Raw genomic sequence first — 21,965 nt, forward strand, 5'->3', positions numbered from 1 at the left:
CGACGGGTTTCCTTCGCCTGAGAAGGAGCCCATGCCCCATAGCCGTATCGTCCACGCCAATGACAGTCTGCCAGGAATTTCGCGCCGGGCGCTGAAGCGTGGCTGGGCCTATTATCTGCCCGATGGCACCCGGATCACCGACCGCGAGGAAATCGACCGGCTGAATGCGGTCGGCATGCCCCCCGCTTATCGCGACTGCTGGTTCTGCCTCAAGCCCAACGGCCATATCCAGGCCACCGGCTATGACGACCGTGGGCGCAAGCAATATCGTTATCATCCTGAATTTCGCGCCGCGCGGGAAGCGGAAAAATATGGCGGTTGCGCCGCCTTTGGGCGCGCCCTGCCCAAGCTGCGCGCCCGGATCGAAGCGGACCTGTCGATCCGAGGCTTGCGCAAGGAGCGCACCCTGGCCGCCGTGGTCCGCCTGCTCGACCTGGCGAAGGTCAGGGTAGGCAATGAGCAATATGCCGCCGCGAACAAGAGCTTTGGCGCGACCACGCTGCGCCGCCGTCACCTGGATTTGAAAGGCCAGCGCATGCGGCTGCGCTATCGCGCGAAGTCCGGCCGTGAACATGACATCACCATCAGCGACCGGCGGCTGTTGCGGTTCGTGCGGGCGATGCAGGACCTGCCGGGGCAGCATCTGTTCCAATATCTGGACGAAGATGGCGTTGCGCGACCCATCAGTTCAGGCGACGTCAACGCCTATATCGCGGACGCTATGGGCGGCGATTTCACGGCCAAGCATTTCCGCACCTGGGGCGCGTCGACCGTCGCGTTCGAAACGCTGGCGTCGGGATCGGTGTCGTTGAACCAGATGATCGCCCCCGTTGCCGAGGCGCTGGGCAACACGCCTGCGATCAGTCGCAAAAGCTATGTCCACCCCGCGTTGATCGAACTTTGCAAGTCGGGACAGGATGAATGGCGCGAGGGGCTTCGCTTGCCGCGCAGCACGCGCTATCTGACCCGGTACGAACGCGGATTGATCGCCTTTCTGGACGAGTGCGACCAAACATCCGCGCTTGCCATGGCGGCGTGACCGCTGCTCCATTTCAGGGATGCCGATGACTGCCATTAAAGAACCCGCCCTCCCCGAAATCGCCGTGCGCCCGCCGAACCTGGCGGAGATGTGGCGTTCAACGTCCGATTGGCTGAGCATCCATTCGCTGCAAATCCTGTTCGCGGTCGGGGCGGCGGTCCTGATCTATCTGGCGCTTGCAGCCTTGCGGGGATTTGGCGGGCGCATGATCGGCAGGCCCGGCGACACGCTGGGGCTGTCCCATGTAGCCGGGCGGGCCATCGCGCGGACCAATCATTTCTTCATGGTCATGGTCGCGGCGCGACTGGTTGTCAGCTACGCCAGTCCGCCGGACCTTCTGTTCAAGACGATCGGCTTCCTGTTCACCATCGCTGCGGTATTCCAGGCGGCGATCTGGGCGCGGGAGATCATCCTGGGGCTGGTCGAACGCCGAACGTCGGCCGAAGATGGTCATGGCGAAACCCTGGCCAATGCGATGGGGCTGATCCGCGTGCTGGTGACCTTCGCCCTGTTCGCCATCGCGACCGTCGTCGTGCTGGACAATCTGGGCGTCAACGTCACCGGGCTGGTCGCTGGTCTGGGCATCGGCGGCATCGCCATCGGCCTGGCCGCGCAGGGCATTTTTTCCGACCTGTTCGCCGCCCTGTCGATCATTTTCGACAAGCCGTTCCGCCGGGGCGAGATCATCACCTATGACCAGACCACCGCGCGGGTGGAGCGCATCGGCCTTAAATCCACGCGCCTGCGCGCGATGTCGGGGGAAAAGAAGGTCATTTCCAACGCCAACCTGCTGCAAAAGGAAATCACCAGCCTGCAGACCCTGACGCAGCGGCGCGTGACCTTTGCCCTGGGCATCATCTACCAGACTTCCGATGAAAAGGCCGACGCCATACCCGCGATGTTGCAGCAGATTGTCGAGGCGGAAGGATTCCTGTTCGTCAATGCCGGGCTGGTGCGCTTTGGCGCCAGTTCGCTGGACTATGAGCTGAATTTCGACGTGCCCGATCCAGACGTGCACGATTATTTCCTGTCGCGTCACCGCGTGGGACTGGCGATATGGAAGCGGTTCAAGGCTGAGGGGATAGAGTTCGCCTACCCCACCCAGACCAGCTTTACCGCCGCGCCCGACGGCAGCATCATCATGCCCTATCCCGAACATCTCAATGTCGACGGCGCTGCCGGTCGCCTCATCTGAACCCATTTTCGATTCGGCTGGTCCTTCCTTCGCTTGCTCCGACCAGAGCGGGGATTCAGAGACGCCCGAAAGTCTGGCTGGGAAGGTTTGATAATGTCTTATCGGGAAAAATGCGCAATCGGCGCGGCCATAGCGATGTTGGCGATCGCCCCCGCAGCCCATGCGGAAGGGTTGGGAGCGGAGGTCAATTATGGCCGGGCGCAAGGTGATTGGGGCGCGGAGCTGGGGGCGGGCTATGCGTTCGACCTGGCAGGTTTCAGCCTGACGCCCAGCGCTGGCGTCTATCTGAAGGATGGTGACACATCGATCTATGGCAGGGTCGAGGCGACCTACACGCTGCCCGCCGCCGCGACCATTGGCGCGGGCGTTCGCTTCAGCGGCGACGACCCGCGTCCTTATGCCACCATCGCCATGCCGCTGCTGCCCAAGCTGCGGGTGAAGGGCAATGTCGGCCCCAAATATTATGCGGTCGGTATGACGCTGGGCTACTGACCCGTTCCCCACAGGGCGCCGGGTTGAAGCAGGCCATCGCGCAGGGCGAGGCCGTCATCCCGGTCGCTTGCCAGTAGCAGCGCGCCGTCCAGATCGATCCAGTCCGCCCCCTGCGCGACCAGCGCGGCCGGAGCGATGCCCAGCGACGTGCCGAGCATGCACCCGACCATGATGCGGAAGCCCCGGCTGCGCGCTTCCTGAGCGAGCGCGAGCGCTTCGGTCAGGCCGCCCGCCTTGTCCAGTTTGATATTCACAGCATCGAAGTGTCCCAACCGGTCGAGGTCGGCGCGGGTATGGCAGCTTTCGTCAGCGCACAGGGGCAAGGGCGCCCGGATGCCCGCCAGTCGATCCTCGCGGCCATGGAGGATCGGCTGTTCCACCATTTCGACGCCCAGCTCCGACAAGGCCCGTGCCTGCGCAACGATGTCGAGGTCGTGCCAGCTTTCATTCGCGTCGACGATCAGGCGCGCATTCGGAGCGCCCGCGCGGACGGCAGCGATCCGGGCCAGATCGCCCTCCCCCGTCAGCTTGCATTTGAGCAGGGCAAAGCCCCGATCCGCAGCCGCCCGCGCGTCTATTTCCATCCGCGCAGGATCGTTGAGGCTGATGGTGAAGGCGGTGGGCAGGGGTGCGGGCGGCGCCAGCCCGGCGAGCTGCCACACCGGAATTGCGGCCTTCTTGGCCTCCAGATCCCACAGCGCGCAGTCGAGCGCATTGCGGGCCGCGCCGCGCGGCATGGTTTCCAGAAGCGCGTGCCGTTCCAGCGGCCCGTCATAAGCATTGATCGCCGCCGCACAGCTTTCCGCCGTTTCCCCTTCATAATAGATGGCCGTTCCTTCGCCTCGACCGGTCAGATCGCCGTCCCTGACAAGGCAGGTCACGACATCGACCGACGTTTTCGCGCCACGGCTGATGATGAAGGCGCCCGCCACCGGCCAGCGTTCGACAGTCGCGGAAATTATGCGGGTCATCGGGGGTCCCTGATCAGGAGGATTAATGGATCATGCATCGGCTCTATGCGAAAAACGCGCAAGCCGTCGCATAGTCACGGCGGCTATTTTTGGCGAGGATCAGTGCCCCTGCGACATCGCGAAATGACCGGATTCCCAATCATCGTTGAGGGTTGGTTCGGGGGCTGCTAAGCGCCGCCGCATGGAAGATGCGGAAAAGACCATGGCGCGCACGGACGAGCAGTCCGCTCTTGGCAGTCTGCGGATGGTGTGGGGCTTCGCAGCGCGCTATCCGGGCCGAATTGCAGGGGCATTGGGCGCGTTGATCGTTTCGTCCGCCGCGACGCTGGCGATACCGAGCGGGTTCAAGCTGGTCATCGACCGCGGCTTCATGGGCGGCGGCAACATCGACCGCTGGTTTCAATATCTCTTCCTGATCGTGGTCATATTGGCGTTCGCGACGGCAGCGCGCTTTTACTTCGTATCGTGGCTGGGCGAGCGGGTCGTCGCCGATATTCGATCGGCGACGCAGGCCAATCTGCTGCGGCTGGAGCCTCGATTTTTCGAGGAAAACAGACCTTCCGAAATTGCGTCGCGCATGACCGCCGACACGGCGATCATCGACCAGATCGTCGGTTCCACCGTATCGGTGGCGCTGCGCAATATCGTGACGGGCACTGGCGGCCTGATCTATCTGTTCGCGCTGGCGCCCAAACTGGCGGCGATGCTGCTGCTGGGCATTCCGATCGTGCTGTTGGTGATGATCAGCCTGGGGCGGCGCGTGCGAAAGCTGTCCCGCGCCAGTCAGGACAGGCTGGCCGCAGTTGGCAGCATCACCGCGGAAGTGCTGGGGGCGATGAAGATCGTCCAGGCTTTCGGACAGCAGGCGCGCGAAGCGGCCCGGTTCGACGCGGCGGTGGACGACGGATTCACCACTGCGCGCCGCCGCATCATATTGCGGGCGGCGATGACGGCGGTGGTCATCGCGATCATATTCGGGTCGATCACGGCGGTCATGTGGCAGGGCGCGCTGGACGTTGCCGCCGGACGACTGTCGGGCGGCAGTATTGCCGCCTTCGTCCTGACCGGGGGCCTGGTCGCGGGCGCATTTGGGGCGCTTTCCGAAACATGGGGCGATTTGCTGCGTGGGGCGGGAGCGGCGAGCCGGCTCCATGAGTTGATGACCGCGACCCCGCAAATCGTCGCGCCTGTCGACCCTGTTCCCCTGCCCCGGCTGGCCCATGGCGCGCGGCTGCAGTTCGATGACGTGCATTTCAGCTATCCGACGCGGCCCGACCAGGCCGCGCTGCATGGCGTGACATTGGACATCGCGCCGGGCGAAACCGTTGCCGTGGTGGGTCCGTCCGGCGCGGGCAAATCGACGCTGATCCAGTTGGCGCTGCGTTTCTATGACCCGGATTCAGGCGTGATCCGCCTCAATGATGTTCCCCTGCCCCAGAGCGATCCGGCTCAGGTGCGCGACATGATGGCGATGGTGCCGCAGGACAGCGTGATCTTTGCCGCGTCGGCACGGGACAATCTGCGGTTCGGTCGATGGGATGCGAGCGATGCAGATATATGGGACGCGGCGCGGGCGGCCAATGCGGAAGCTTTCCTGAGGGCGCTGCCGCAGGGGCTGGACACCTATCTGGGTGAAGGCGGCGCGCGTTTGTCGGGGGGGCAGAGGCAGCGGCTGTCGATCGCGCGCGCGCTGTTAAGGGATGCGCAGATCCTGTTGCTGGACGAAGCGACGTCGGCGCTGGACGCCGAATCCGAACGGCTAGTGCAGGAAGCGCTTTCGCGGTTGATGAAGGGCCGCACGACGATCGTCATCGCCCATCGGCTGGCGACCGTGCGCGCGGCGGACCGGATCGTCGTTCTGGATGAGGGCCGCATCGTCGAGCAGGGCGATCACGCGTCACTGATGGCCGAAGGCGGGTTATATGCCCGGCTGGCCAGCCTCCAGTTTCAGGATGCGCCGGTCAGCTGAGTGCATTTTTAGGGCGGATTTTTTCGTCTGCTGGTGCCGAAAGCGCGAGGGCAATGGAGGTGGTCCGAGCCGCTAAGCTCGGATCATGGTCCAGATCCGACGTCAACTCTGGCGGAAATGGATGCGAGCCTATTGGCTGATTCGGGCGATGTGATCCAGAATGGCCGGATGCAAGGCGCGTTCGAAACGGCATCCCGCTTCATGACCGCTGGTCCACAGGACAAGGGCGCGGCGTCCTTCAAAGCCTGGCAGCATGACCCAAAGGCTGTCTCCACCCGACAATTTCATGAAGCTTTGCAAGCGGAAGCCAGTGACGGAAAGGTCGGCGACCTTGCTTCTGAACCAGGTTTCACCGGGCCGCCGGACCCTGACGGGCACAGTGGCCGTGCGGCGTTCAGCCCTGCGGCTGTCTTTCAAGGAGACGTCTATTTGAAATTCAGCGCCCATGATGCCCATCGCAATCCTCGTCAGGATAATCGCTCAGCAAGGTAAAAAATGCGTGAATAGCGGCGCGACAGACAAAAAAAGGGGCCGCATGAGCGGCCCCCTGGATCACGTCCGACATGGACTGAATGCTTGCCTATGTTCATGCCCGGCGACGGGAAGTCGTATCCTAGGCAAAATAGGGGCAACGCACTCAGTCGTCAGAACTGGCCATATTGCTCGTTGCCGACGAAGCCCAGCTTCGTCACGCCCGCGCGTTTGATTTCGGCGAGCACCTGGTCAACGACCACATAGCGCGTCGCCGCGTTCGGCTGGAACTGCAGTTCGGGTTCGACCGGCAACCGCAGCGATTGCTGCAGATACTGACGCAGGGTCAGCAGATCGATGGCCGAACCGTTCCAGGTGATCAGACCACCGGCGTCGATCGCGACCTTGTTCTTGACAGGGTCGATGACACTGTCAGTCGGCGGCGCGTTCTGCGGCAGGTCGATCTTGACCGCGTGGGTCTGGATCGGGATCGTGATGATGAACATGATGAGGAGAACGAGCATGACGTCGATAAGCGGCGTCGTGTTCATTTCCATCATCGGTTCGCCGTCGTCTTTTCCGGCACTCATTGCCATCAGGCGATACTCCTAAAAACTTACAGTCGCCGTACCGACGTACCCGGTTCGGGTTCGGAGATGAAGCCGACCCTGGGGAAACCGGCGCGCTGCATCGTGTAGATCGTGCCGCCAATACACCGATAGGGGGTATTGATGTCACCGCGAATATGCACTTCGGGCAGATCCTCAGGCGTCATATTTTCAACGCCGCCCGCCTTCTTGATGTCTGCTTCGAGCTTCGCGACGGCGCGGTTGAGCAGATCGTCAGAAGACACTTTGGTCAGATTCCAATAGACCGCACAGCTGCCGTCGGCGCCTGTCGTGATGGACAGGGAGACATTTTCCGGCTTCGTCGTCGTCGGCTCGAACGCGACCTTGGGGAGTTGCAGCTGGACCGTCTGGACGACGACCGGGACCGCGATAAGGAAGATGATGAGCAACACCAGCATGACGTCGACGAGCGGCGTCGTGTTGATGTCGGACATCGGCTTGTCTTCACCGCCGTCGGAGCCAACACTCATTGCCATTGATAATTTCCTAACATGCGTGTCGATGGCGCCCCGTCATCGGGGGCCCATGGTCGGTGGGAAACCCTGGCGGTCGCAGCCCGCCCGCCGGTTTCCCACCGACGCTTGACCCAATCAGGCCTTGGTCGCAGCCGTGGCTGGCTTGGCGGCAGGCGCCACCGGAGCCGCGGCGAGCGAGGGCCGTACCGCGCCGTTCGATACGAGGTGCGCCAGCAGATCGACGGTGAAGCCGTTGAGCTGTTCCGCGATCGACTTGTTGCGGCGCTGCAGGAAGTTATATGCAAGCACCGCGGGAACGGCGACGGCCAGACCCAGGGCGGTCATGATCAGAGCTTCACCGACCGGACCGGCAACGGCGTCGATCGAAGCCTGACCGGCAGCGCCGATCTTGATGAGGGCGCGGTAAATACCGATAACCGTACCGAACAGGCCGATGAACGGCGAAGTCGCACCGACGGTCGCGAGGAACGCCAGACCACCGCCCAGCTTCGAGTTGATCGATGCTTCCGAACGGGCGAGCGAACCGTGCAGCCAGTCATGAGCTTCGACCGGATCGGTCAGCTTGGTATGTTCTTCCTGAGCCTTGATGCCGTCATCGACGATCTGCTTGTAGGCCGAGTTCTTTTCGAGCTTGGCAGTGCCTTCCTTCAGCGAAGGGGAGCGCCAGAAGGTCGCGCGGACCTTCTTGCCCTGATTGATGACCTTCTGCTGTTCGATCAGCTTGGTGAACAGGATATAGAATGTGCCGACGGACATGCCGACCAGGATGATGAACGTTGCCCAGGCAATGGTGCCGCCCTGTTCCAGAGCTTCCATCAGCCCGTAAGGATTCTCGGGCTTAGGCGCGGCTGCGGCTGCGAGATACATCAACATTTTCAAGACTTCCCTCTCAAAGGATCAATAACAGGGGAAGGCGGCAGCGCCAGCCTTCCCGTCAATATCATTCCGGCAGTCGCCACGTGATGCGACCATTATAGGTGTCGGACATTGGCCCCCCGCCTGCGGCAGTCGCTGCCTTGAACCGCGCGCGGCGCGGCAGCAGGCGGCAGGTCGCCTCGTCAAGGTCCGAATGGCCCGTAGATGAGGTGATGGTGCAGTCGGTGACACGACCGTCAGGTCCGATCTGAAGCCGGAAACCAGCGGTGCCCGAGCGTTCTTCACGCTGCGCGCGGCTGGGATAGTCGGCATCGGTGAGCCAGCCACCAGGCGAGCTGCGCGGCGTTGCACGCGTAGCAGGCGTCGCCGGTGGAGGCGGCGGAGGAGGCGGCGTTGCAACCGGCACCGGATTGAACACCGGCGGAGGCGTGCGAACGGTCTGAATCGGCGGCGCGGGGGCCGGCGTCTGGACGATCGGCGGGGGAGCAACTACCGGCGGCGGTTCGACCGGCTGGTCTGGCGGCGGTGGTGGCGGCTCCTCATCAGGTGGCGGCGGTTCCTCTTTCACGTCGATCACGTTAAGCTGTTCTGCCGCCTTCTTGACATATTTCATGCCAAGGCCGGTGACAAAAGCATAACCGAGAACAGCGTGAACAAGGGCGACGATGATGATCGAGATCGTCCGACTCGATCCTTGCGAGTGGTCAGCATAGGCCATTCGGCAACGACACTCCTTAACTCAGCTTACTAGTTGATTATAAGCTAATAAGCGAAAAGCGACCCTAGCTGGCCGGGCTGTTCCCGGTCACCTTTGGCCCCTATCCTCTCATTTGCTACCTTGCGAACTCCTATCGCGGCGCATCGTGGCACGCAAACGCTTTATCGATACGGTCAATTGTCATTAATATTTTGCACCAGAATGACTTGCATGTGACAACATTGTCACGCCGATGATCCCTAGGACGAATATGAAAATCAAATCCCCCATCCGCCCCGCATCTTTTTTTCTCGCATGCCTCATTTCCGCCGCATACCCTAGCGTTTCCGCAGCTCAGACAGGTGCGAACAGCGCAGGGGCTGCGGCGATGAATGGGTTGTCCTATGCCGACATGGCGGACCTTGCCGACGCGTCGGCGCTGGTCGCGGTGGTACGGATACGCAGCATCATAAAACTGGACCCAAAGCGGGTAGTTGACGTGCCCGCAGGCTATCAGCGGCTCTATATTGAGGCGGATGTGGACACGCTGATTCGGGGGGACGGCGGAATCAGCCCGACGGTTCGATATCTGTATGACGCCCGCCTGAATCCCAGGGGCAAGCTGCCCAAGCTGAAGAAGGCGCAGATGATTCTGTTCGCCAGGCGGGCAGAGCGACCGGGCGAAATCCAGCTGGTTGCGCGCGACGCCCAGATTCCGGCCGACCCCGCCGCGATCCAGCAGGTGAAGGCGATCCTGTCCGAGCTGGTCGCGAACGGCGCTCCTCCCCGCATCATAGGGGTCGGCGACGCTTTCCACGTCAAGGGCACCGTCGCCGGAGAGAGCGAGACCCAAATCTTCCTGCGCACGCAAAATGGCGATCCGGTGTCGCTGTCGATCCTTCGCCGCCCCGGCCAGCAGCCGCGCTGGGCCGTCGCATTGGGAGAAATTGTGGACGAGGCGGCCCAGCCCCCCGCGCCCGGCAGCCTGCTTTGGTATCGGCTGGCCTGCGGACTGCCGCAAAGCCTGCCCGTCCGGTCGATCCGATCACTTCCTGTCGTCGACGCCGATGCGGCGCGGTCCGATTATGCACTGGTGATGCAGGCCTTGGGCCCATGCGAGCGCAGCCGGGCGCTTTCCTGATGCGCCTGATCCGGCACTTTGACCGTCTTTTCCTTGGACAGCGGCGTATTGGAGGCTATCAGCGCGGCTTCATGCCAGCCTGAGGACAAAGCAAAGCCATGACCAATCTTCACCGCCATGCACCGCTGCGCGTCGCGCTTGTCGGACTCGGCACGGTGGGCGGCGGCGTCATCAGGCTGTTGCAGACCAATGCCGAACTGATCGCCCGCCGAGCCGGTTGCCCGATCCAGATCGTGGCCATATCTGCGCGCGACAGGAACAAGGACCGTGGCGTCGACCTGTCGTCATTTGAATGGGTCGACGACATGACGACCCTGCCGGGCCGCGACGATATCGATGTGGTGGTGGAGTTGATCGGCGGGGCGGACGGCCCTGCCCTCACCCTGGCGCGCCAGTGCCTGACGGCGGGCAAGCCATTCGTCACCGCCAACAAGGCGATGCTGGCCCATCACGGCCTGGATCTGGCGGCGCTGGCTGAGAAAGCCGGGATCGCGTTGAAATATGAAGCGGCTGTCGCAGGCGGCATCCCGGTGATCAAGGGCATGCGCGAAGGCGCCGCCGCCAACGAAATCGCGCGCGTCTACGGCATCCTGAACGGCACCTGCAACTACATCCTGACCACCATGGAAAAGGACAAGCGCAGTTTCGATGATGTGCTGAAGGAAGCGCAGGAACTGGGCTTTGCCGAGGCCGATCCCAGCTTCGACATTGACGGGGTCGACGCCGCGCACAAGCTGACCATTCTCGCCAGCCTCGCCTTTGGCACTGAACTGGATTTCGACAATGTGGCGACGACCGGTATCCGGCATGTCATCGCCGAGGACATCGCCGAAGCCGCTGCCCTGGGCTTCCGCATCCGTCTGGTCGGCATGGCGCAGAATGGCCCGGAGGGTCTGTTCCAGCGCGTCCACCCGATGCTGGTGCCGCTCGATCACCCCCTTGCCCATGTCGATGGATCGTTGAACGCCGTTGTCGTGGAGGGCAATTTCGTCGGGCGGCTGTTTTTCCAGGGACGCGGCGCAGGCGACGGTCCTACCGCTTCGGCAGTGGTCGCCGACCTGATCGACGTGGCGCGTGACGAATATGGCGATGCGTTGGCGATGCCCGTGTCCGCCCTTGCGCAGCAGCGGCCTGCGGATGCGGGGGCGCGGATCGGCCGCGCCTACTTGCGTTTCCGGGTAAAGGATCGCCCCGGCGTGCTGGCGGAAATCGCCGCCGCGATGCGCGACGCGGGGGTGTCGATTGAAAGCATGATCCAGCGCGGCACGCATCAGGAAGACGGCGTGCTGATCGCGATCGTCACCCATGCGGGCGAAGAACGCTGCGTCCTGGACACGCTGGAACGGCTGGCCGGGTCCGACAGCCTGCTACAGGCGCCGATGGTGATACATATATTGGATTGATCGCTGCCGCCCCGCTTTCAACGCGGACCGAAGCTTCGCCACAATGTTTCGTGCAACGGTTCGCCCAGGCGGAACAGCTTGATCCGCGCCTGCTTGGGACAGCCCATATTCCCGATGATACGGCAAGGACGGGCATCGAAGCGGTATGCGGCCATCTTGGTATCACTGGACTTGCCCGGACGATCTAGCACCGGGCGCGCAACATCGACCTTGGTCGTCAGGCATAGTGAGGGAACGGCGTGACAGGGTGCGGCCCCGACCGCCCTGCCCGGAAGAAGGGCCGCTGGACTGGCGAGGCCCATGGCCACGATGGCAACGATCATCTTCACAGCCTTTGAAAGTCCTACCCGCTATAAATGCGCCATTCGACAAGATGTTGCATCTTCAATATGAAATGCCCAGCCGTAACGCCGCATGGGTCGACAAGGCAGGAACGACCTCCTATCGCCTGCTGCAAATAGAGACAGCGAAGGAATAACTATGGTGCAGGCTAGTTCAATTCTCGACCGCGTCCTGGTGCTGGAAATGGTGCGCGTCACCGAAGCCGCCGCCATTGCCGCTTCCAAGCTGATCGGGCGTGGGGATGAAAAGGCCGCGGACGCCGCCGCGGTCGAGGCGATGCGCCTGGCCTTCAACGACCTGTACATGGACGGCACCGTCGTCATTGGCGAGGGCGAACGCGACGAAGCACCGATGCTCTACATCGGCGAAAAGGTCGGCAATGCGATCGGCACCGGACCAAAGATCGATATCGCGCTCGACCCGCTGGAAGGCACCACCATCACGGCCAAGGCCGGTCCCAACGCGCTGGCGGTGCTCGCGATTTCCGAAGAAGGCGGTCTGTTGAACGCGCCCGACGTCTATATGGAAAAGCTGGCGGTCGGTCCGGGCTATCCCGACGACGTGATCGACCTTAACCGGTCGGCCAAGGAAAATGTCGAGGCGGTGGCCAAGGCGAAAGGCGTTGAGCCCGGCGAAATCATCGTCTGCGTTCTGGACCGTCCCCGCCATGAAAAGCTGATCGCGGAACTGCGCGCTATTGGCTGCGGCATCATGCTGATTCCCGATGGCGACGTGGCCGGCGTGATCGCGACGACCGACCCGGAAACGAACATCGACATCTATATGGGATCGGGCGGCGCACCTGAGGGCGTGCTCGCCTGCGCGGCGCTGCGCTGTGTGGGTGGCCAGTTCAAGGGCAAGCTGCTGTTCCGCAATGATGACGAGCGTGGCCGCGCCCACAAATGGGGCATCACCGACCTCGACAAGGTCTATGACCTCAAGGAACTGGCGAAGGGCGATTGCATCTTTGCGGCGACCGGCGTGACTGATGGATCACTGCTGGCGGGCGTCAAGCGCTTGCCCGGCGGCAAGCTGACCACCGACAGCGTCGTGATGCGCGCCAGCACCGGCACCGTGCGCTGGGTCAAGGGTGAGCATCATCTGGATCGCAAGAACGGCTGATCCGACAGGCAACATCACCAGTGAAAAGGGGACCGCACAGGTCCCCTTTTTTTTTACAACCTGGAACCGATCAACGGCCCGCGCGATGATTGAGATCGTGGCCTAGCGCCAGGATCGCCACACCTAGCAGTGTATAGGCGCTTTCCTGCCAACCATGGTCCAGGGTCATCGCCCCTGCCATGATCCCCAGACCCAGAGCGCCGACCGCCGCGGGCATCATGAACCCGTGCGCGATGGCACCATGGCCGAGCGCTACCGCGCCGAGCAGGATCGCCAGCACCAGTCCGACCTCATGAAAAAGCGGATTGTCAAAAATACCGCCCGCCGAAGCAAGTACGCCCAGTAATATGGCAGTCCCCAAGCAATGCGCCACGCACATGCCCGAAATTGCAATCGCAATGCGGTCAAGACGTGCCGTCGACAGGCTGGATCGGAAGCTGGTGGCCATGGTGGCCGATACATAGGACAGATGAGATGAAGTTACAACATATCATTGGTAACTTTGTCGGCTGCTGCCGGAACGATGCGCCATGGAATTTCGCCCCGTAAGCCGCTGCGTCAGGCAGCCAGGCGCAGGCAGTTTCGTCCGCCATGTTTCGCCCGGTAGAGCGCCTTGTCGGCAGCTTCCAGCAGCTCTGTTGCTCCGACAGCCCCCTTCAGTTCGACAAGGCCGGCGCTGAACGTAACGGAAATCGCCTCCCCCGTATCTGTCCGCATGGGATGGGTGGAAACCGCAGCGCGCAGCCGTTCGCAGATCATGCTGGCGCGATGGACATCTACCCCGACGAGCAGGATCGCAAACTCCTCGCCGCCCAGACGTCCAATGCTGTCCATTCCGCGCAGCCCAGGGCGCAGGCGGGCGACAAAGCCGGTCAAGATTTTGTCACCGATGATGTGGCCGTAACGGTCGTTGACCGATTTGAAATGGTCGATATCGATCAGCAGCAGGCAGGAACGTTCGCCATTGGCGGTCCGCCTTATTTCGCCCTCCAGCTTTTCCAGGAAAGCCGGTCGGCTGTCGGCGCCGGTCAGCGAATCGGTTGCCGCCGCCCTTTGCAGCGCCGTTTGCCGCGCCTTGTGTCGTGACATGTCGCGGATCGTGCTGATGACGCCAGTCGGCGTGCCGCGCTCATCGACTACGGCGCGCGTCACCATCTCGCACCAGTCCAGGGCCATGACGGGCGAAGCGGGACGGAACTCCACGGTCTGGACCTCACCTGGATGCGCGAGCGCGCGCCGGTGCGAGCGGATCACTTCCGCCCGGTCCTGGGGATCGACGAATTCAGCGGCGTCGCGTCCGATCAGCCGATCCGGCTCGCATCCCAATTGGTCGATCGCGGACGGCGACGCATATTGGACGACGCCGTCGACACCCAGTTCCAGCACAACGTCGCCGCTATGTTCGGCAATGGTGCGATAGCGTGCCTCGCTTTCCTGCAGCATCTGGAACAAACGGCGGCGGCGGTTGAGTTCGGCGGCCACGGGGATGGTCAGCAGAAAGCTGAAGGAGAGGAAGAGCTGCAGAAACTGGATTCGTTCGCCCATGGTGCCGGGCACCATGTGAAAAGGCCCATGCCCCGTAATCGTGGCCATCCCACCGATGATCGCGAGAATGACGACCGAGGCGGCAGCGCCCAGATAACCGGTGCGGAATGCGATTCCCACCATCGGCAGCAGAAGCACGAACAGCATGGGATAGCGCGCAAGATAAAAGACATGGCCCGTCACAACAGCGAAAAAGGCCAGAAGCGCCAATGCTTCCCATTTGTCCCTGCGCGGCGTTTCCAGGCTCCAGCGCCGGGCTTCCCCCTGGAAGAACATCATCAGGATCGGCGCGAAAGTAAGGCCGCCAAGCACATGGCCGCTATACCATTGCAGCCATGACGCGCCGAAGGCCACGGGCGTGAGCGAAGAGGCGACGAACGCGGCGGCAAGCGCGGCGATCATATTGGCCGGGATGCTGAGCGCCAGAACAAAGACCAGCAGAGGGCGTTTCGACGCGTCAGTCAGATTACGGTTCGGTTCGAAGCGGCGGCACAGCAGGACGACGATCAATGCTTCGGCAATGTTGATCAGGGCCATGGGCACGGCCGCGACCACCCCCATGCCGAATAGCGAGGTCGATATCATGCTGGCGGTTCCGCAGCACAGGATGATAGCGGGCCATTGCCGGGTATGAGACCGCTGAAGCTCTGCCATCAACAACGCGTTCGCCAGCCAGACATAGGCCAGGCCGCCTTCGAAACGGGAAATGAGCAACGCTATGGTGGCCAGGAGGAAGTAGGCCACACCCGCGACAAGAGGCGCAAAACGGAAAGAGGAAGATGGTATCGAGACGCTCATGCCGGGCCATAGTTAGCCTTGCGTGGTTAACATTTGCTAACCACTGATGAGGTCTGAATAAACAGTGTCAGGCTGCGCCAGGGGCCGAAGATTGGCGATGGATGCTCAGGCCTTTTCGAGCGTGCACTGAAGCGGGTGCTGGTTCTGCCGGGCAAAATCCATCACCTGATTGACCTTGGTTTCCGCCACTTCATAGCTGAAGACGCCACAGATACCCACGCCGCGCTGATGAACATGCAGCATCACGCGGGTCGCTTCCTCCATGTCCATGCGGAAAAACTGCTGCAGGACATGCACGACGAACTCCATCGGCGTGTAATCGTCGTTCAGCATCAGCACCTTGTAGAGGGAAGGCTTTTTCGTTCGTGCGCGCGTGCGGGTCGCCACGCCGACATTGGGACCGCCCGTCCCTTCGCCCTGGTCGTCCTGATCCTTGCCCGCCATCATAGCGGGATATGTCGATTTGCTGATGCTGCTCATGTCGAGCCAGAATATGGCGATTCGGTCCCTCATGGCAAGGGCAGGCTGGATCGCGAGCGTGATCGCGCAGTGACCAAAAAGAGAGACGGCCCCCACCCGTGGGTGAGAGCCGTCCTTCATTCCATTCGGTAAGTGCTTCGGCCGATCAGGCGGCGAAGGACTTGACCTTGTCCGTCACGACCGTCACGCGAGCGGTCAGCGGCTGGGCAACGTCGCCCGCCAGCTTGATCAGCGCTTCGCTGCTCTTCGCTGCTTCCTTGGTCAGTTCATCGAAGCTGGCCGAGAAAAGCTGGCTTTGCAGCTGGAAGAATTCGGTCGGCGTCTTCACGGTCGAAAAGCTCTTGATCGACGCGGTCGCCTTTTCAAAATTCTTGCGGCTGTAGTCGACGGCTTCCTGGCCCAGGCTTTCCATGCCCTTCGCAGCGATCTTGCCGGATTCGACCAGCGCTTCGACATTGCCCTTGGCGATGTCGCTGATTTCTTCAATCGCCTTGGTCGACTTTTCCACGCCAACCTTCGCCTTTTCGTTCAGGTCGGCATAGGCCGATTCCAGCTTGGCCTTGGTGTCCTGGGCGAACTTCTTTCCGGTTTCCATTACGTCGTTCATCATCTTGGTTCCTTCTGTGGCGGGCAGCAATGCGGGCTTTACCGGCCCGGCCTGGGATGACAGGCTCTTAATCTCTTTCAGTTCGACCGGCGCCTCATCGGCGATCACGATCGGGTCGGCGGGTGCAGGTGTTACAACTGCGCCAGCGCCTGCTGGTTCGGGTGCGGCATCCAGCGCAGTCGTCGCCGCAGCAATTGCCACGGGATCGGCCTTTGCCGTCGGAGCCGGTTTCGTGGCCGTCGGCGGCGCCTTTGCGGGCCGTGCGGGCTTCGCTGGCGGGGACGCCGGGCCAGAACCCACCGCCGCTTCCGCAGCCTTCAATGCCTCGCTGGCCGACAGAGTGGACGAAGCCTTGTTCGTCGCAGTCCGTTTCCGAGGAACTGGCTTGGGTTTCATTGCCATAGTCACCCTCCTTTGCTGCATTGCACAATAAGCGAAACCCATCACGGTTTCAAGCATATTTTGTGCAGTGCAGCAAAGCCGCGCTTGGAAGGGGCTATGGCGGGGAAATTACTAATCTATTCAGTGGGTCAGCGTGTCTTGACGTAGCGTCCTGGCGCATCCTCTATAGCTTTGAGCGCCCCCTTGCCCGGCTGACGCGCCCCTTTTACGGGGACAGTCGAATCACCCAAGGCGGCGATCCAGTCCCGCCAATCGGGCCACCAGCTGCCCTTGGTCTCCCTGGAATGATCCATGAAATCGTCCAGCGTCGCCTGAGGCTCTTCCGACGTCCAGAACTGATATTTGCCAGCAGAGGGCGGATTGATGACCCCCGCAATATGTCCCGACCCCGCCAGGACGAACCGGACCGGTCCTGAAAGATGCTGGGTCAGTTTCCACACACTCTGCGGCGGTGCAATATGGTCTTCGCGTCCCGCCTGAATATAGGCGGGGGTCTCAATCTTGCGCAGGTCCAACGGCGTGCCGTCGATGCTAAGGGCGTCTGGCGCGACCAGCAAATTGTCGCGGTAAAGTTGCGTCAGATAATCCTTGTGCCAACGGGCGGGCAGATTTGTCGTGTCGCCGTTCCAATATAGCAGGTCGAATGGCGGATAATCCTGCCCCAGCAGGTAATTGTTGACCACATAGTTCCAGATAAGGTCACGGCCACGCAGCAGGTTGAAGGTCGCGGCCATGTACCGACCGTCTAGGAAACCGCCCGACGACAGCTGGTCCAACAGCTTCATCTGATCATCGTCGATGAACAGGCCCAGGTCGCCCGCCTCGCTGAAATCCACCTGCGCCGTGAAGAAGGTTGCGCTCGCGACCTTGTCCGCCTGTCCGCGCGCAGCCAACAGCGCGAGCGTCGCGGCGAGCGTCGTTCCGGCGACGCAATAGCCGATGGTGTGAACCGCCGGGACTTTGAGCAAATCCCGGACGGCGTCGATCGCATCCACCTGCCCGCGCAGGATATAATCGTCCCATTGCAGGTCCTTCATCGACGCATCGGCGGATTTCCACGACAGCAGGAAAACACTGATCCCCTGGTCCAGCGCCCATTTGACGAAGCTTTTTTCGGGCGACAGGTCGAGAATATAAAAGCGATTGATCCAGGGCGGGAAGATGAGCAGCGGCGTTTCCAGCACCCGATCGGTCGTCGGCGTATAATGGATAAGCTGGTAGAGCGGCGTTTCCTTGATCACCTTGCCAGGCGTCGCGGCGACATTGCGTCCGACTTCAAAGCTGCTGCCATCGGTATGGGTCAGTTGCCCCTTTTCCAGATCGGCGAGCATGTTCTGCAGGCCCTTGACCAGATTTTCGCCGCCGCTTTGCAGCGTTCTTTCCACCACTGCCGGATTGGTGAAGGCAAAATTGCTGGGGGCCAGGGCGTCGATCATGCCATTGGTGGCGAAACGCAGCTTCGCCTTCTGCTTGGGGTCGTCGCCATCCACCGTATCCGTCAGCTTCAGCAGATAGTCCGACAGCAGCAGATAGCTTTGCCGGATCAGATCGTAAAAGGGGTGATTGGACCAGGCCGGATCGGCGAACCGACGATCCTTGGCAGCGGCCGGGCTGCCCGGTGGCGGCGGTTCGGGCCGGTCGCGCAACATGCCGCCGGAATCCAGGAAACGTTGCCATAGCGCCAGCCCTTCATCGGCGAAGCTCGTCTGTATCCGGGCGACGGCATCGGCGTCGAACGGCAGCGTGCGCCCGACCGCGCCCGCCGCCTGTTCGAGCATAAGCTGCTGCGCCCGCCCCAGCACATGGGTCCATTGCTGCATTTGTTCGAGTGTCGGCAGATGGGGTTCGCCCAGATCGTTCACTTTCATGGCCACCATCCCTTTTCCTGGCATCGCCCGGTCCGCCGCTTTCGCTAGCGCGTGGCTGCCGGGCGCGTTATAGCCAAAGCCTGCCACGTCCTGCGTGCGCAGACTATTATTCCCCACGGAGACCTTTCAGGAAAGCCTATAATGTCCGAAGAATTTTACCGCATGAAACGCCTGCCGCCCTATGTCATCGCCGAAGTCAATGCGATGCGAGCGGCCGCGCGGGCGGCGGGCGAAGACATTATCGACCTGGGGATGGGCAATCCCGATCTGCCGCCGCCGGACCATGTCATCGCCAAGCTGTGCGAAGTGGCGCAGAAGCCCAGCGCGCATGGCTATTCCCAGTCGATGGGCATTCCCGGACTGCGCAAGGCACAGGCAAATTATTACGGTCGCCGCTTTGGCGTCGACATTGACCCTGAAACCGAAGTCGTCGTGACGATGGGGTCGAAGGAGGGGCTGGCCAGCCTGGCCAACGCGATCACCGCGCCGGGCGACGTCGTGCTTGCCCCGAACCCCAGCTACCCCATCCACATGTTCGGCTTCATCATCGCGGGTGCGACGATCCGGTCGGTGCCAACAACGCCGGACGAACATTATTGGGAATCGCTGGAACGGGCGATGGCGTTCACCGTGCCGCGGCCCTCCATCCTGGTGGTGGGTTATCCAAGCAACCCGACAGCCGAAACGGTCGATCTGGCCTTTTACGAGCGGCTGGTGGCGTGGGCGAAGGAGAACAACGTCTGGATTCTGTCCGACCTTGCCTATTCCGAACTTTATTATGACGGCAATCCCACGCCTTCCATCCTTCAGGTGCCGGGGGCAAAGGATGTTGCGGTCGAATTTACGTCGCTCAGCAAGACCTATTCCATGGCTGGCTGGCGCATTGGCTTTGCCGTGGGCAACCGGCAACTGATCGCTGCGCTCAAGCGGGTGAAATCCTACCTGGACTATGGCGCGTTCACGCCGATCCAGGCGGCGGCCTGCGCTGCGCTCAACGGGCCGCAGGACATAGTGCAGAAGAATCGCGAACTTTATCACCGGCGGCGCGACGTCATGGTCGAAGCCTTTGGGCGCGCAGGTTGGGAAATCCCCGCCCCCAAGGCGTCGATGTTCGCCTGGGCCCCCCTGCCGCCCGCACTGAAGGGCATGGGCAGCCTGGAATTTTCCAAGCAGCTGCTGACCCACGCCAAAGTCGCCGTCGCTCCCGGCGTTGGTTATGGCGAGGACGGGGAAGGCTATGTCCGCATTGCCATGGTCGAAAATGAGCAGCGGCTGCGGCAGGCGGCGCGCAACATCAAACAATATCTGAAATCCATGGGCATCAACACGCCTGCCAAGGGTGCCGCCTGAACGAGGTTGACGGACAAGGCTATCAGCCGCACATGCTGGGGAGCGCGTGCGGCTGCATCGCCGCAACGTTATTCCTGATGGTATCGGCTGTCGTTTTTGTCGGATCGGTGTTTGGCGATTGCGCAATCGAGGCGGATTGCGCGCGACGGAATGACGCCAGTCAAATCCTTTGGATCGCGCCGCCTTCAGCCCTTGTCATTTTCTTCGCGATGCGCTGCTTTGCCGAAAAGCTGAAAGCAGGCGTGCGATGAACCCTTTTCCTCACTTTGCCGAAATGTCCCAGGTTTCACAGGTCGCGCAGACGATCCAACTGGCGCTGGCTCCGGTGTTCCTGCTGGCGGGGATCGGCGCGTTCCTGAACGTCTGCGTAGGACGACTTGCGCGCATCATCGACCGCGCGCGACGGGTGGAAGAACGCATCCTTACCAGCCGGGGCAAGGAACATGACCGCATGGTCGCGGAAATCCGGGTGCTCGATCGCCGGATGAGCGTGGTCAACAGCGCGATTTTCCTGACCGTGGTATCGGCCTGCGCGATCTGCCTGGTCGTCATCCTGTTGTTCGCGGGCAATCTGTTCGGGGCGCATGTCGGGACGCTGATAGCGATATTGTTCAGCCTGGCGATGCTGTTGCAGGCCGCCGCCTTTGGCACATTCATCCTGGAAATCCGGCTGGGTTCCCGCATCATCCATATCCGCAACGAAGTGCTGTATCATGAAGCGGAGGTAGACGAAGCGTCATGACGAAATTCACCGTCAACGACCGCCCGGTCCAATATCGGATGGATCCCGACACGCCTCTGCTATGGGCGCTGCGCGATGCATCCAACCTTACCGGAACCAAATATGGCTGCGGCACGGGGGATTGCGGCGCGTGCACAGTCGACATTGACGGCGAAGCAGTCCGGTCGTGCCAGGTCACCATCCGCAATGCGGAAGGGCGCTTCGTCACGACGATCGAGGGGCTATCGCCTGACCGCGGCCATCCGTTGCAACAGGTGTTCGCCGCCGACAATGTGTCGCAATGCGGCTACTGCATCCCCGGCATGATCATGACCGCCGCCGTCCTGCTGAAACGGAATAACGACCCCAGCGACGACGAGATGGACGCGGCCATCACCAACATCTGCCGCTGCGGGATCTATCCACGCCTGCGCGCCGCCATTCGCCGCGCGGGCCGCATCATGCGCGGTGAGGAACAGGTCGCCGCAGCGCCTCCCCCCGGCATTACGCCCGAAGATGCTGCACGCACCGTCCCGGCGCTGCGCAGGCCCTGACATTCAGCCGAATCGGTAGGCCGAGACGGTCCAGCCCAGCACGGTGCTGCGATGGTCCAGCCGTGCGGGGTCATCCGCGCCCGCGCCCAGCGCCACCATCAGCGGCAACAGATGTTCTTCACGCGGATGGGCGAACCGCGCTTCGGGCAATTGGTCCCAGGCGCTGACGCGTGCTGCCCGTCGCTGCGGATCGGGATCGGTCACGGCGCTGTTCAGCGCGTCATCCCATTCGACCGCTCGATCGGTCCCTTCCGGGCCACGCACGCGCATGTTGTGGAAGCTCATCCCCGATCCGATGATCAGGACACCTTCGTCCCGCAATCCCGCGAGCGCACGTCCCGCCGCGATGTGAGCAGCCGGGTCAAGATCGCGCCTCAAGGACAATTGCATGACGGGAATGCCCGCGTCAGGCAGTGCCACCTTCATCGGGATGAAGACGCCATGGTCCCAGCCGCGATCCGTTTCTTGCCCCACCGGGAAACCAGCGTCACTCAGTAGCGACACCACCCGGCCTGCCAGCGCGGGGTCGCCCGGCGCGTCCCACCGCAAGGCGTAAGTGTGCGGCGGGAAGCCGCTATAGTCGAACAGCAGCGAAGGCTGGCTGCCGCCATGGACCGTGAATGACGGTTCTTCCCAATGCGCCGATACGATCAGCATCGCCTTGGGCCGTTCGGGCAGGTCGGACATCAATCCGGTCAGATAGGCCTGCATCGGATGCCACATGGGATCGCTGTGCAGCCGGTCGCCATCTGAAGGGTCCATGAAGAAGCACGGACCGCCGCCATGCGGGATAAAGAGGCTGGGCTGTTTCATGATG

Annotated in this window: 23 protein-coding genes; 10 read left to right on the forward strand and 13 right to left on the reverse strand. The window is 62.2% G+C overall.

What is annotated here, in order from left to right:
• The first annotated feature begins 31 nt into the window (after positions 1-31).
• The 3 genes from ACI3KQ_RS04225 (at position 32) to ACI3KQ_RS04235 (ending at position 2,726) form a co-directional block, all read left to right on the forward strand.
• The gene (locus tag ACI3KQ_RS04225; RefSeq protein ID WP_404955109.1) at positions 32-1,039 is read left to right on the forward strand and encodes a DNA topoisomerase IB; all 1,008 of its coding nucleotides are present in this window, start codon (positions 32-34) and stop codon (positions 1,037-1,039) included.
• Positions 1,040-1,064: 25 nt separating this feature from the next.
• The gene (locus ACI3KQ_RS04230; RefSeq protein WP_404955111.1) at positions 1,065-2,234 is read left to right on the forward strand and encodes a mechanosensitive ion channel family protein; all 1,170 of its coding nucleotides are present in this window, start codon (positions 1,065-1,067) and stop codon (positions 2,232-2,234) included.
• A gap of 93 nt (positions 2,235-2,327) precedes the next feature.
• The gene (locus tag ACI3KQ_RS04235; RefSeq protein ID WP_404955113.1) at positions 2,328-2,726 is read left to right on the forward strand and encodes a hypothetical protein; all 399 of its coding nucleotides are present in this window, start codon (positions 2,328-2,330) and stop codon (positions 2,724-2,726) included.
• Here ACI3KQ_RS04235 and dgcA read toward each other — a convergent pair.
• Positions 2,720-3,697, reverse strand: coding sequence for an N-acetyl-D-Glu racemase DgcA (dgcA, locus tag ACI3KQ_RS04240; RefSeq protein ID WP_404955115.1), 978 nt, complete (start codon positions 3,695-3,697; stop codon positions 2,720-2,722). The two genes, ACI3KQ_RS04235 and dgcA, sit on opposite strands and share 7 nt — an antisense overlap.
• A 181-nt stretch (positions 3,698-3,878) precedes the next feature.
• Between dgcA and ACI3KQ_RS04245 the strand changes: the two genes are divergently transcribed.
• Entirely contained in the window at positions 3,879-5,666 is a 1,788-nt protein-coding gene (locus tag ACI3KQ_RS04245; RefSeq protein ID WP_404955117.1) for an ABC transporter transmembrane domain-containing protein, read from the forward strand.
• Between the two features lie 129 nt (positions 5,667-5,795).
• On the opposite strand, the gene ACI3KQ_RS04250 is transcribed toward ACI3KQ_RS04245, so the two are convergent.
• From ACI3KQ_RS04250 to ACI3KQ_RS04270, 5 genes are all read right to left on the reverse strand, one after another.
• On the reverse strand, positions 5,796-6,113 hold the full coding sequence (locus tag ACI3KQ_RS04250; protein ID WP_404955119.1) for a PilZ domain-containing protein: 318 nt from the start codon (positions 6,111-6,113) through the stop codon (positions 5,796-5,798).
• Between the two features lie 197 nt (positions 6,114-6,310).
• Positions 6,311-6,733, reverse strand: coding sequence for an ExbD/TolR family protein (locus ACI3KQ_RS04255; RefSeq protein ID WP_404955121.1), 423 nt, complete (start codon positions 6,731-6,733; stop codon positions 6,311-6,313).
• A 20-nt stretch (positions 6,734-6,753) separates the two neighbouring features.
• A complete protein-coding gene (locus ACI3KQ_RS04260) occupies positions 6,754-7,242 on the reverse strand; it encodes an ExbD/TolR family protein (protein ID WP_404955123.1) in 489 nt (162 codons plus the stop codon).
• A 114-nt stretch (positions 7,243-7,356) separates the two neighbouring features.
• The gene (locus tag ACI3KQ_RS04265) at positions 7,357-8,115 is read right to left on the reverse strand and encodes a MotA/TolQ/ExbB proton channel family protein (protein WP_404955125.1); all 759 of its coding nucleotides are present in this window, start codon (positions 8,113-8,115) and stop codon (positions 7,357-7,359) included.
• Positions 8,116-8,182: 67 nt separating this feature from the next.
• Positions 8,183-8,836: an energy transducer TonB gene (locus tag ACI3KQ_RS04270; RefSeq protein ID WP_404955127.1), complete on the reverse strand. Its 654-nt coding sequence runs from the start codon at positions 8,834-8,836 to the stop codon at positions 8,183-8,185.
• Positions 8,837-9,086: 250 nt separating this feature from the next.
• On the opposite strand from ACI3KQ_RS04270, the gene ACI3KQ_RS04275 reads away from it, so the two are divergent.
• Positions 9,087-9,956 carry a hypothetical protein gene (locus ACI3KQ_RS04275; protein ID WP_404955129.1) on the forward strand — a complete coding sequence of 290 codons (870 nt, stop codon included), beginning with the start codon at positions 9,087-9,089 and terminating at the stop codon, positions 9,954-9,956.
• A gap of 98 nt (positions 9,957-10,054) precedes the next feature.
• Complete coding sequence (locus ACI3KQ_RS04280) at positions 10,055-11,359, forward strand: homoserine dehydrogenase (protein ID WP_404955131.1); 1,305 nt, start codon at positions 10,055-10,057, stop codon at positions 11,357-11,359.
• Positions 11,360-11,376: 17 nt separating this feature from the next.
• On the opposite strand, the gene ACI3KQ_RS04285 is transcribed toward ACI3KQ_RS04280, so the two are convergent.
• Entirely contained in the window at positions 11,377-11,682 is a 306-nt protein-coding gene (locus ACI3KQ_RS04285) for a hypothetical protein (protein WP_404955133.1), read from the reverse strand.
• Positions 11,683-11,839: 157 nt separating this feature from the next.
• On the opposite strand from ACI3KQ_RS04285, the gene glpX reads away from it, so the two are divergent.
• Positions 11,840-12,823 (forward strand): class II fructose-bisphosphatase, encoded by a 984-nt coding sequence (gene glpX, locus ACI3KQ_RS04290; RefSeq protein WP_404955135.1) that lies wholly within the window; start codon positions 11,840-11,842, stop codon positions 12,821-12,823.
• 70 nt (positions 12,824-12,893) lie between these two features.
• On the opposite strand, the gene ACI3KQ_RS04295 is transcribed toward glpX, so the two are convergent.
• From ACI3KQ_RS04295 to ACI3KQ_RS04315, 5 genes are all read right to left on the reverse strand, one after another.
• Positions 12,894-13,271 carry a MerC domain-containing protein gene (locus ACI3KQ_RS04295; protein WP_404955137.1) on the reverse strand — a complete coding sequence of 126 codons (378 nt, stop codon included), beginning with the start codon at positions 13,269-13,271 and terminating at the stop codon, positions 12,894-12,896.
• 110 nt (positions 13,272-13,381) lie between these two features.
• Positions 13,382-15,166, reverse strand: a complete 1,785-nt coding sequence (locus ACI3KQ_RS04300) for a diguanylate cyclase (RefSeq protein ID WP_404955139.1) — start codon at positions 15,164-15,166, stop codon at positions 13,382-13,384.
• A 105-nt stretch (positions 15,167-15,271) separates the two neighbouring features.
• The gene (clpS, locus tag ACI3KQ_RS04305; RefSeq protein ID WP_404955141.1) at positions 15,272-15,679 is read right to left on the reverse strand and encodes an ATP-dependent Clp protease adapter ClpS; all 408 of its coding nucleotides are present in this window, start codon (positions 15,677-15,679) and stop codon (positions 15,272-15,274) included.
• Between the two features lie 112 nt (positions 15,680-15,791).
• Positions 15,792-16,655, reverse strand: coding sequence for a phasin family protein (locus ACI3KQ_RS04310; RefSeq protein WP_404955144.1), 864 nt, complete (start codon positions 16,653-16,655; stop codon positions 15,792-15,794).
• A 128-nt stretch (positions 16,656-16,783) separates the two neighbouring features.
• Positions 16,784-18,523: a PHA/PHB synthase family protein gene (locus tag ACI3KQ_RS04315; RefSeq protein WP_404955460.1), complete on the reverse strand. Its 1,740-nt coding sequence runs from the start codon at positions 18,521-18,523 to the stop codon at positions 16,784-16,786.
• Between the two features lie 141 nt (positions 18,524-18,664).
• Between ACI3KQ_RS04315 and ACI3KQ_RS04320 the strand changes: the two genes are divergently transcribed.
• The 3 genes from ACI3KQ_RS04320 to ACI3KQ_RS04330 all read left to right on the forward strand — a co-directional run bounded on the left by ACI3KQ_RS04320 (position 18,665) and on the right by ACI3KQ_RS04330 (position 21,148).
• Entirely contained in the window at positions 18,665-19,873 is a 1,209-nt protein-coding gene (locus ACI3KQ_RS04320) for an LL-diaminopimelate aminotransferase (protein WP_404955145.1), read from the forward strand.
• A 247-nt stretch (positions 19,874-20,120) separates the two neighbouring features.
• Complete coding sequence (locus ACI3KQ_RS04325; RefSeq protein WP_404955147.1) at positions 20,121-20,615, forward strand: DUF2721 domain-containing protein; 495 nt, start codon at positions 20,121-20,123, stop codon at positions 20,613-20,615.
• Positions 20,612-21,148, forward strand: coding sequence for a (2Fe-2S)-binding protein (locus ACI3KQ_RS04330; RefSeq protein ID WP_404955149.1), 537 nt, complete (start codon positions 20,612-20,614; stop codon positions 21,146-21,148). The genes ACI3KQ_RS04325 and ACI3KQ_RS04330 overlap by 4 nt, the downstream gene beginning before the upstream one ends.
• Positions 21,149-21,151: 3 nt before the next feature.
• On the opposite strand, the gene ACI3KQ_RS04335 is transcribed toward ACI3KQ_RS04330, so the two are convergent.
• On the reverse strand, positions 21,152-21,961 hold the full coding sequence (locus ACI3KQ_RS04335; RefSeq protein WP_404955151.1) for a DODA-type extradiol aromatic ring-opening family dioxygenase: 810 nt from the start codon (positions 21,959-21,961) through the stop codon (positions 21,152-21,154).
• Between the last annotated feature and the right edge of the window lie 4 nt (positions 21,962-21,965).

The organism is Sphingobium sp. ZW T5_29 (genome assembly GCF_044987515.1).
Taxonomy (GTDB): domain Bacteria; phylum Pseudomonadota; class Alphaproteobacteria; order Sphingomonadales; family Sphingomonadaceae; genus Sphingobium.

What these genes read in the sequence shown, in the direction of transcription:
- ACI3KQ_RS04225 (WP_404955109.1), top strand. Translation starts at nt 32, where the DNA reads ATGCCCCATAGCCGTATCGTCCACGCCAATGACAGTCTGCCAGGAATT.
- ACI3KQ_RS04230 (WP_404955111.1), top strand. Translation starts at nt 1,065, where the DNA reads ATGACTGCCATTAAAGAACCCGCCCTCCCCGAAATCGCCGTGCGCCCG.
- ACI3KQ_RS04235 (WP_404955113.1), top strand. Translation starts at nt 2,328, where the DNA reads ATGTCTTATCGGGAAAAATGCGCAATCGGCGCGGCCATAGCGATGTTG.
- dgcA (WP_404955115.1), bottom strand. Translation starts at nt 3,697, where the DNA reads ATGACCCGCATAATTTCCGCGACTGTCGAACGCTGGCCGGTGGCGGGC.
- ACI3KQ_RS04245 (WP_404955117.1), top strand. Translation starts at nt 3,879, where the DNA reads ATGGAAGATGCGGAAAAGACCATGGCGCGCACGGACGAGCAGTCCGCT.
- ACI3KQ_RS04250 (WP_404955119.1), bottom strand. Translation starts at nt 6,113, where the DNA reads ATGGGCGCTGAATTTCAAATAGACGTCTCCTTGAAAGACAGCCGCAGG.
- ACI3KQ_RS04255 (WP_404955121.1), bottom strand. Translation starts at nt 6,733, where the DNA reads ATGGCAATGAGTGCCGGAAAAGACGACGGCGAACCGATGATGGAAATG.
- ACI3KQ_RS04260 (WP_404955123.1), bottom strand. Translation starts at nt 7,242, where the DNA reads ATGGCAATGAGTGTTGGCTCCGACGGCGGTGAAGACAAGCCGATGTCC.
- ACI3KQ_RS04265 (WP_404955125.1), bottom strand. Translation starts at nt 8,115, where the DNA reads ATGTTGATGTATCTCGCAGCCGCAGCCGCGCCTAAGCCCGAGAATCCT.
- ACI3KQ_RS04270 (WP_404955127.1), bottom strand. Translation starts at nt 8,836, where the DNA reads ATGGCCTATGCTGACCACTCGCAAGGATCGAGTCGGACGATCTCGATC.
- ACI3KQ_RS04275 (WP_404955129.1), top strand. Translation starts at nt 9,087, where the DNA reads ATGAAAATCAAATCCCCCATCCGCCCCGCATCTTTTTTTCTCGCATGC.
- ACI3KQ_RS04280 (WP_404955131.1), top strand. Translation starts at nt 10,055, where the DNA reads ATGACCAATCTTCACCGCCATGCACCGCTGCGCGTCGCGCTTGTCGGA.
- ACI3KQ_RS04285 (WP_404955133.1), bottom strand. Translation starts at nt 11,682, where the DNA reads ATGATCGTTGCCATCGTGGCCATGGGCCTCGCCAGTCCAGCGGCCCTT.
- glpX (WP_404955135.1), top strand. Translation starts at nt 11,840, where the DNA reads ATGGTGCAGGCTAGTTCAATTCTCGACCGCGTCCTGGTGCTGGAAATG.
- ACI3KQ_RS04295 (WP_404955137.1), bottom strand. Translation starts at nt 13,271, where the DNA reads ATGGCCACCAGCTTCCGATCCAGCCTGTCGACGGCACGTCTTGACCGC.
- ACI3KQ_RS04300 (WP_404955139.1), bottom strand. Translation starts at nt 15,166, where the DNA reads ATGAGCGTCTCGATACCATCTTCCTCTTTCCGTTTTGCGCCTCTTGTC.
- clpS (WP_404955141.1), bottom strand. Translation starts at nt 15,679, where the DNA reads ATGAGGGACCGAATCGCCATATTCTGGCTCGACATGAGCAGCATCAGC.
- ACI3KQ_RS04310 (WP_404955144.1), bottom strand. Translation starts at nt 16,655, where the DNA reads ATGGCAATGAAACCCAAGCCAGTTCCTCGGAAACGGACTGCGACGAAC.
- ACI3KQ_RS04315 (WP_404955460.1), bottom strand. Translation starts at nt 18,523, where the DNA reads ATGAAAGTGAACGATCTGGGCGAACCCCATCTGCCGACACTCGAACAA.
- ACI3KQ_RS04320 (WP_404955145.1), top strand. Translation starts at nt 18,665, where the DNA reads ATGTCCGAAGAATTTTACCGCATGAAACGCCTGCCGCCCTATGTCATC.
- ACI3KQ_RS04325 (WP_404955147.1), top strand. Translation starts at nt 20,121, where the DNA reads ATGAACCCTTTTCCTCACTTTGCCGAAATGTCCCAGGTTTCACAGGTC.
- ACI3KQ_RS04330 (WP_404955149.1), top strand. Translation starts at nt 20,612, where the DNA reads ATGACGAAATTCACCGTCAACGACCGCCCGGTCCAATATCGGATGGAT.
- ACI3KQ_RS04335 (WP_404955151.1), bottom strand. Translation starts at nt 21,961, where the DNA reads ATGAAACAGCCCAGCCTCTTTATCCCGCATGGCGGCGGTCCGTGCTTC.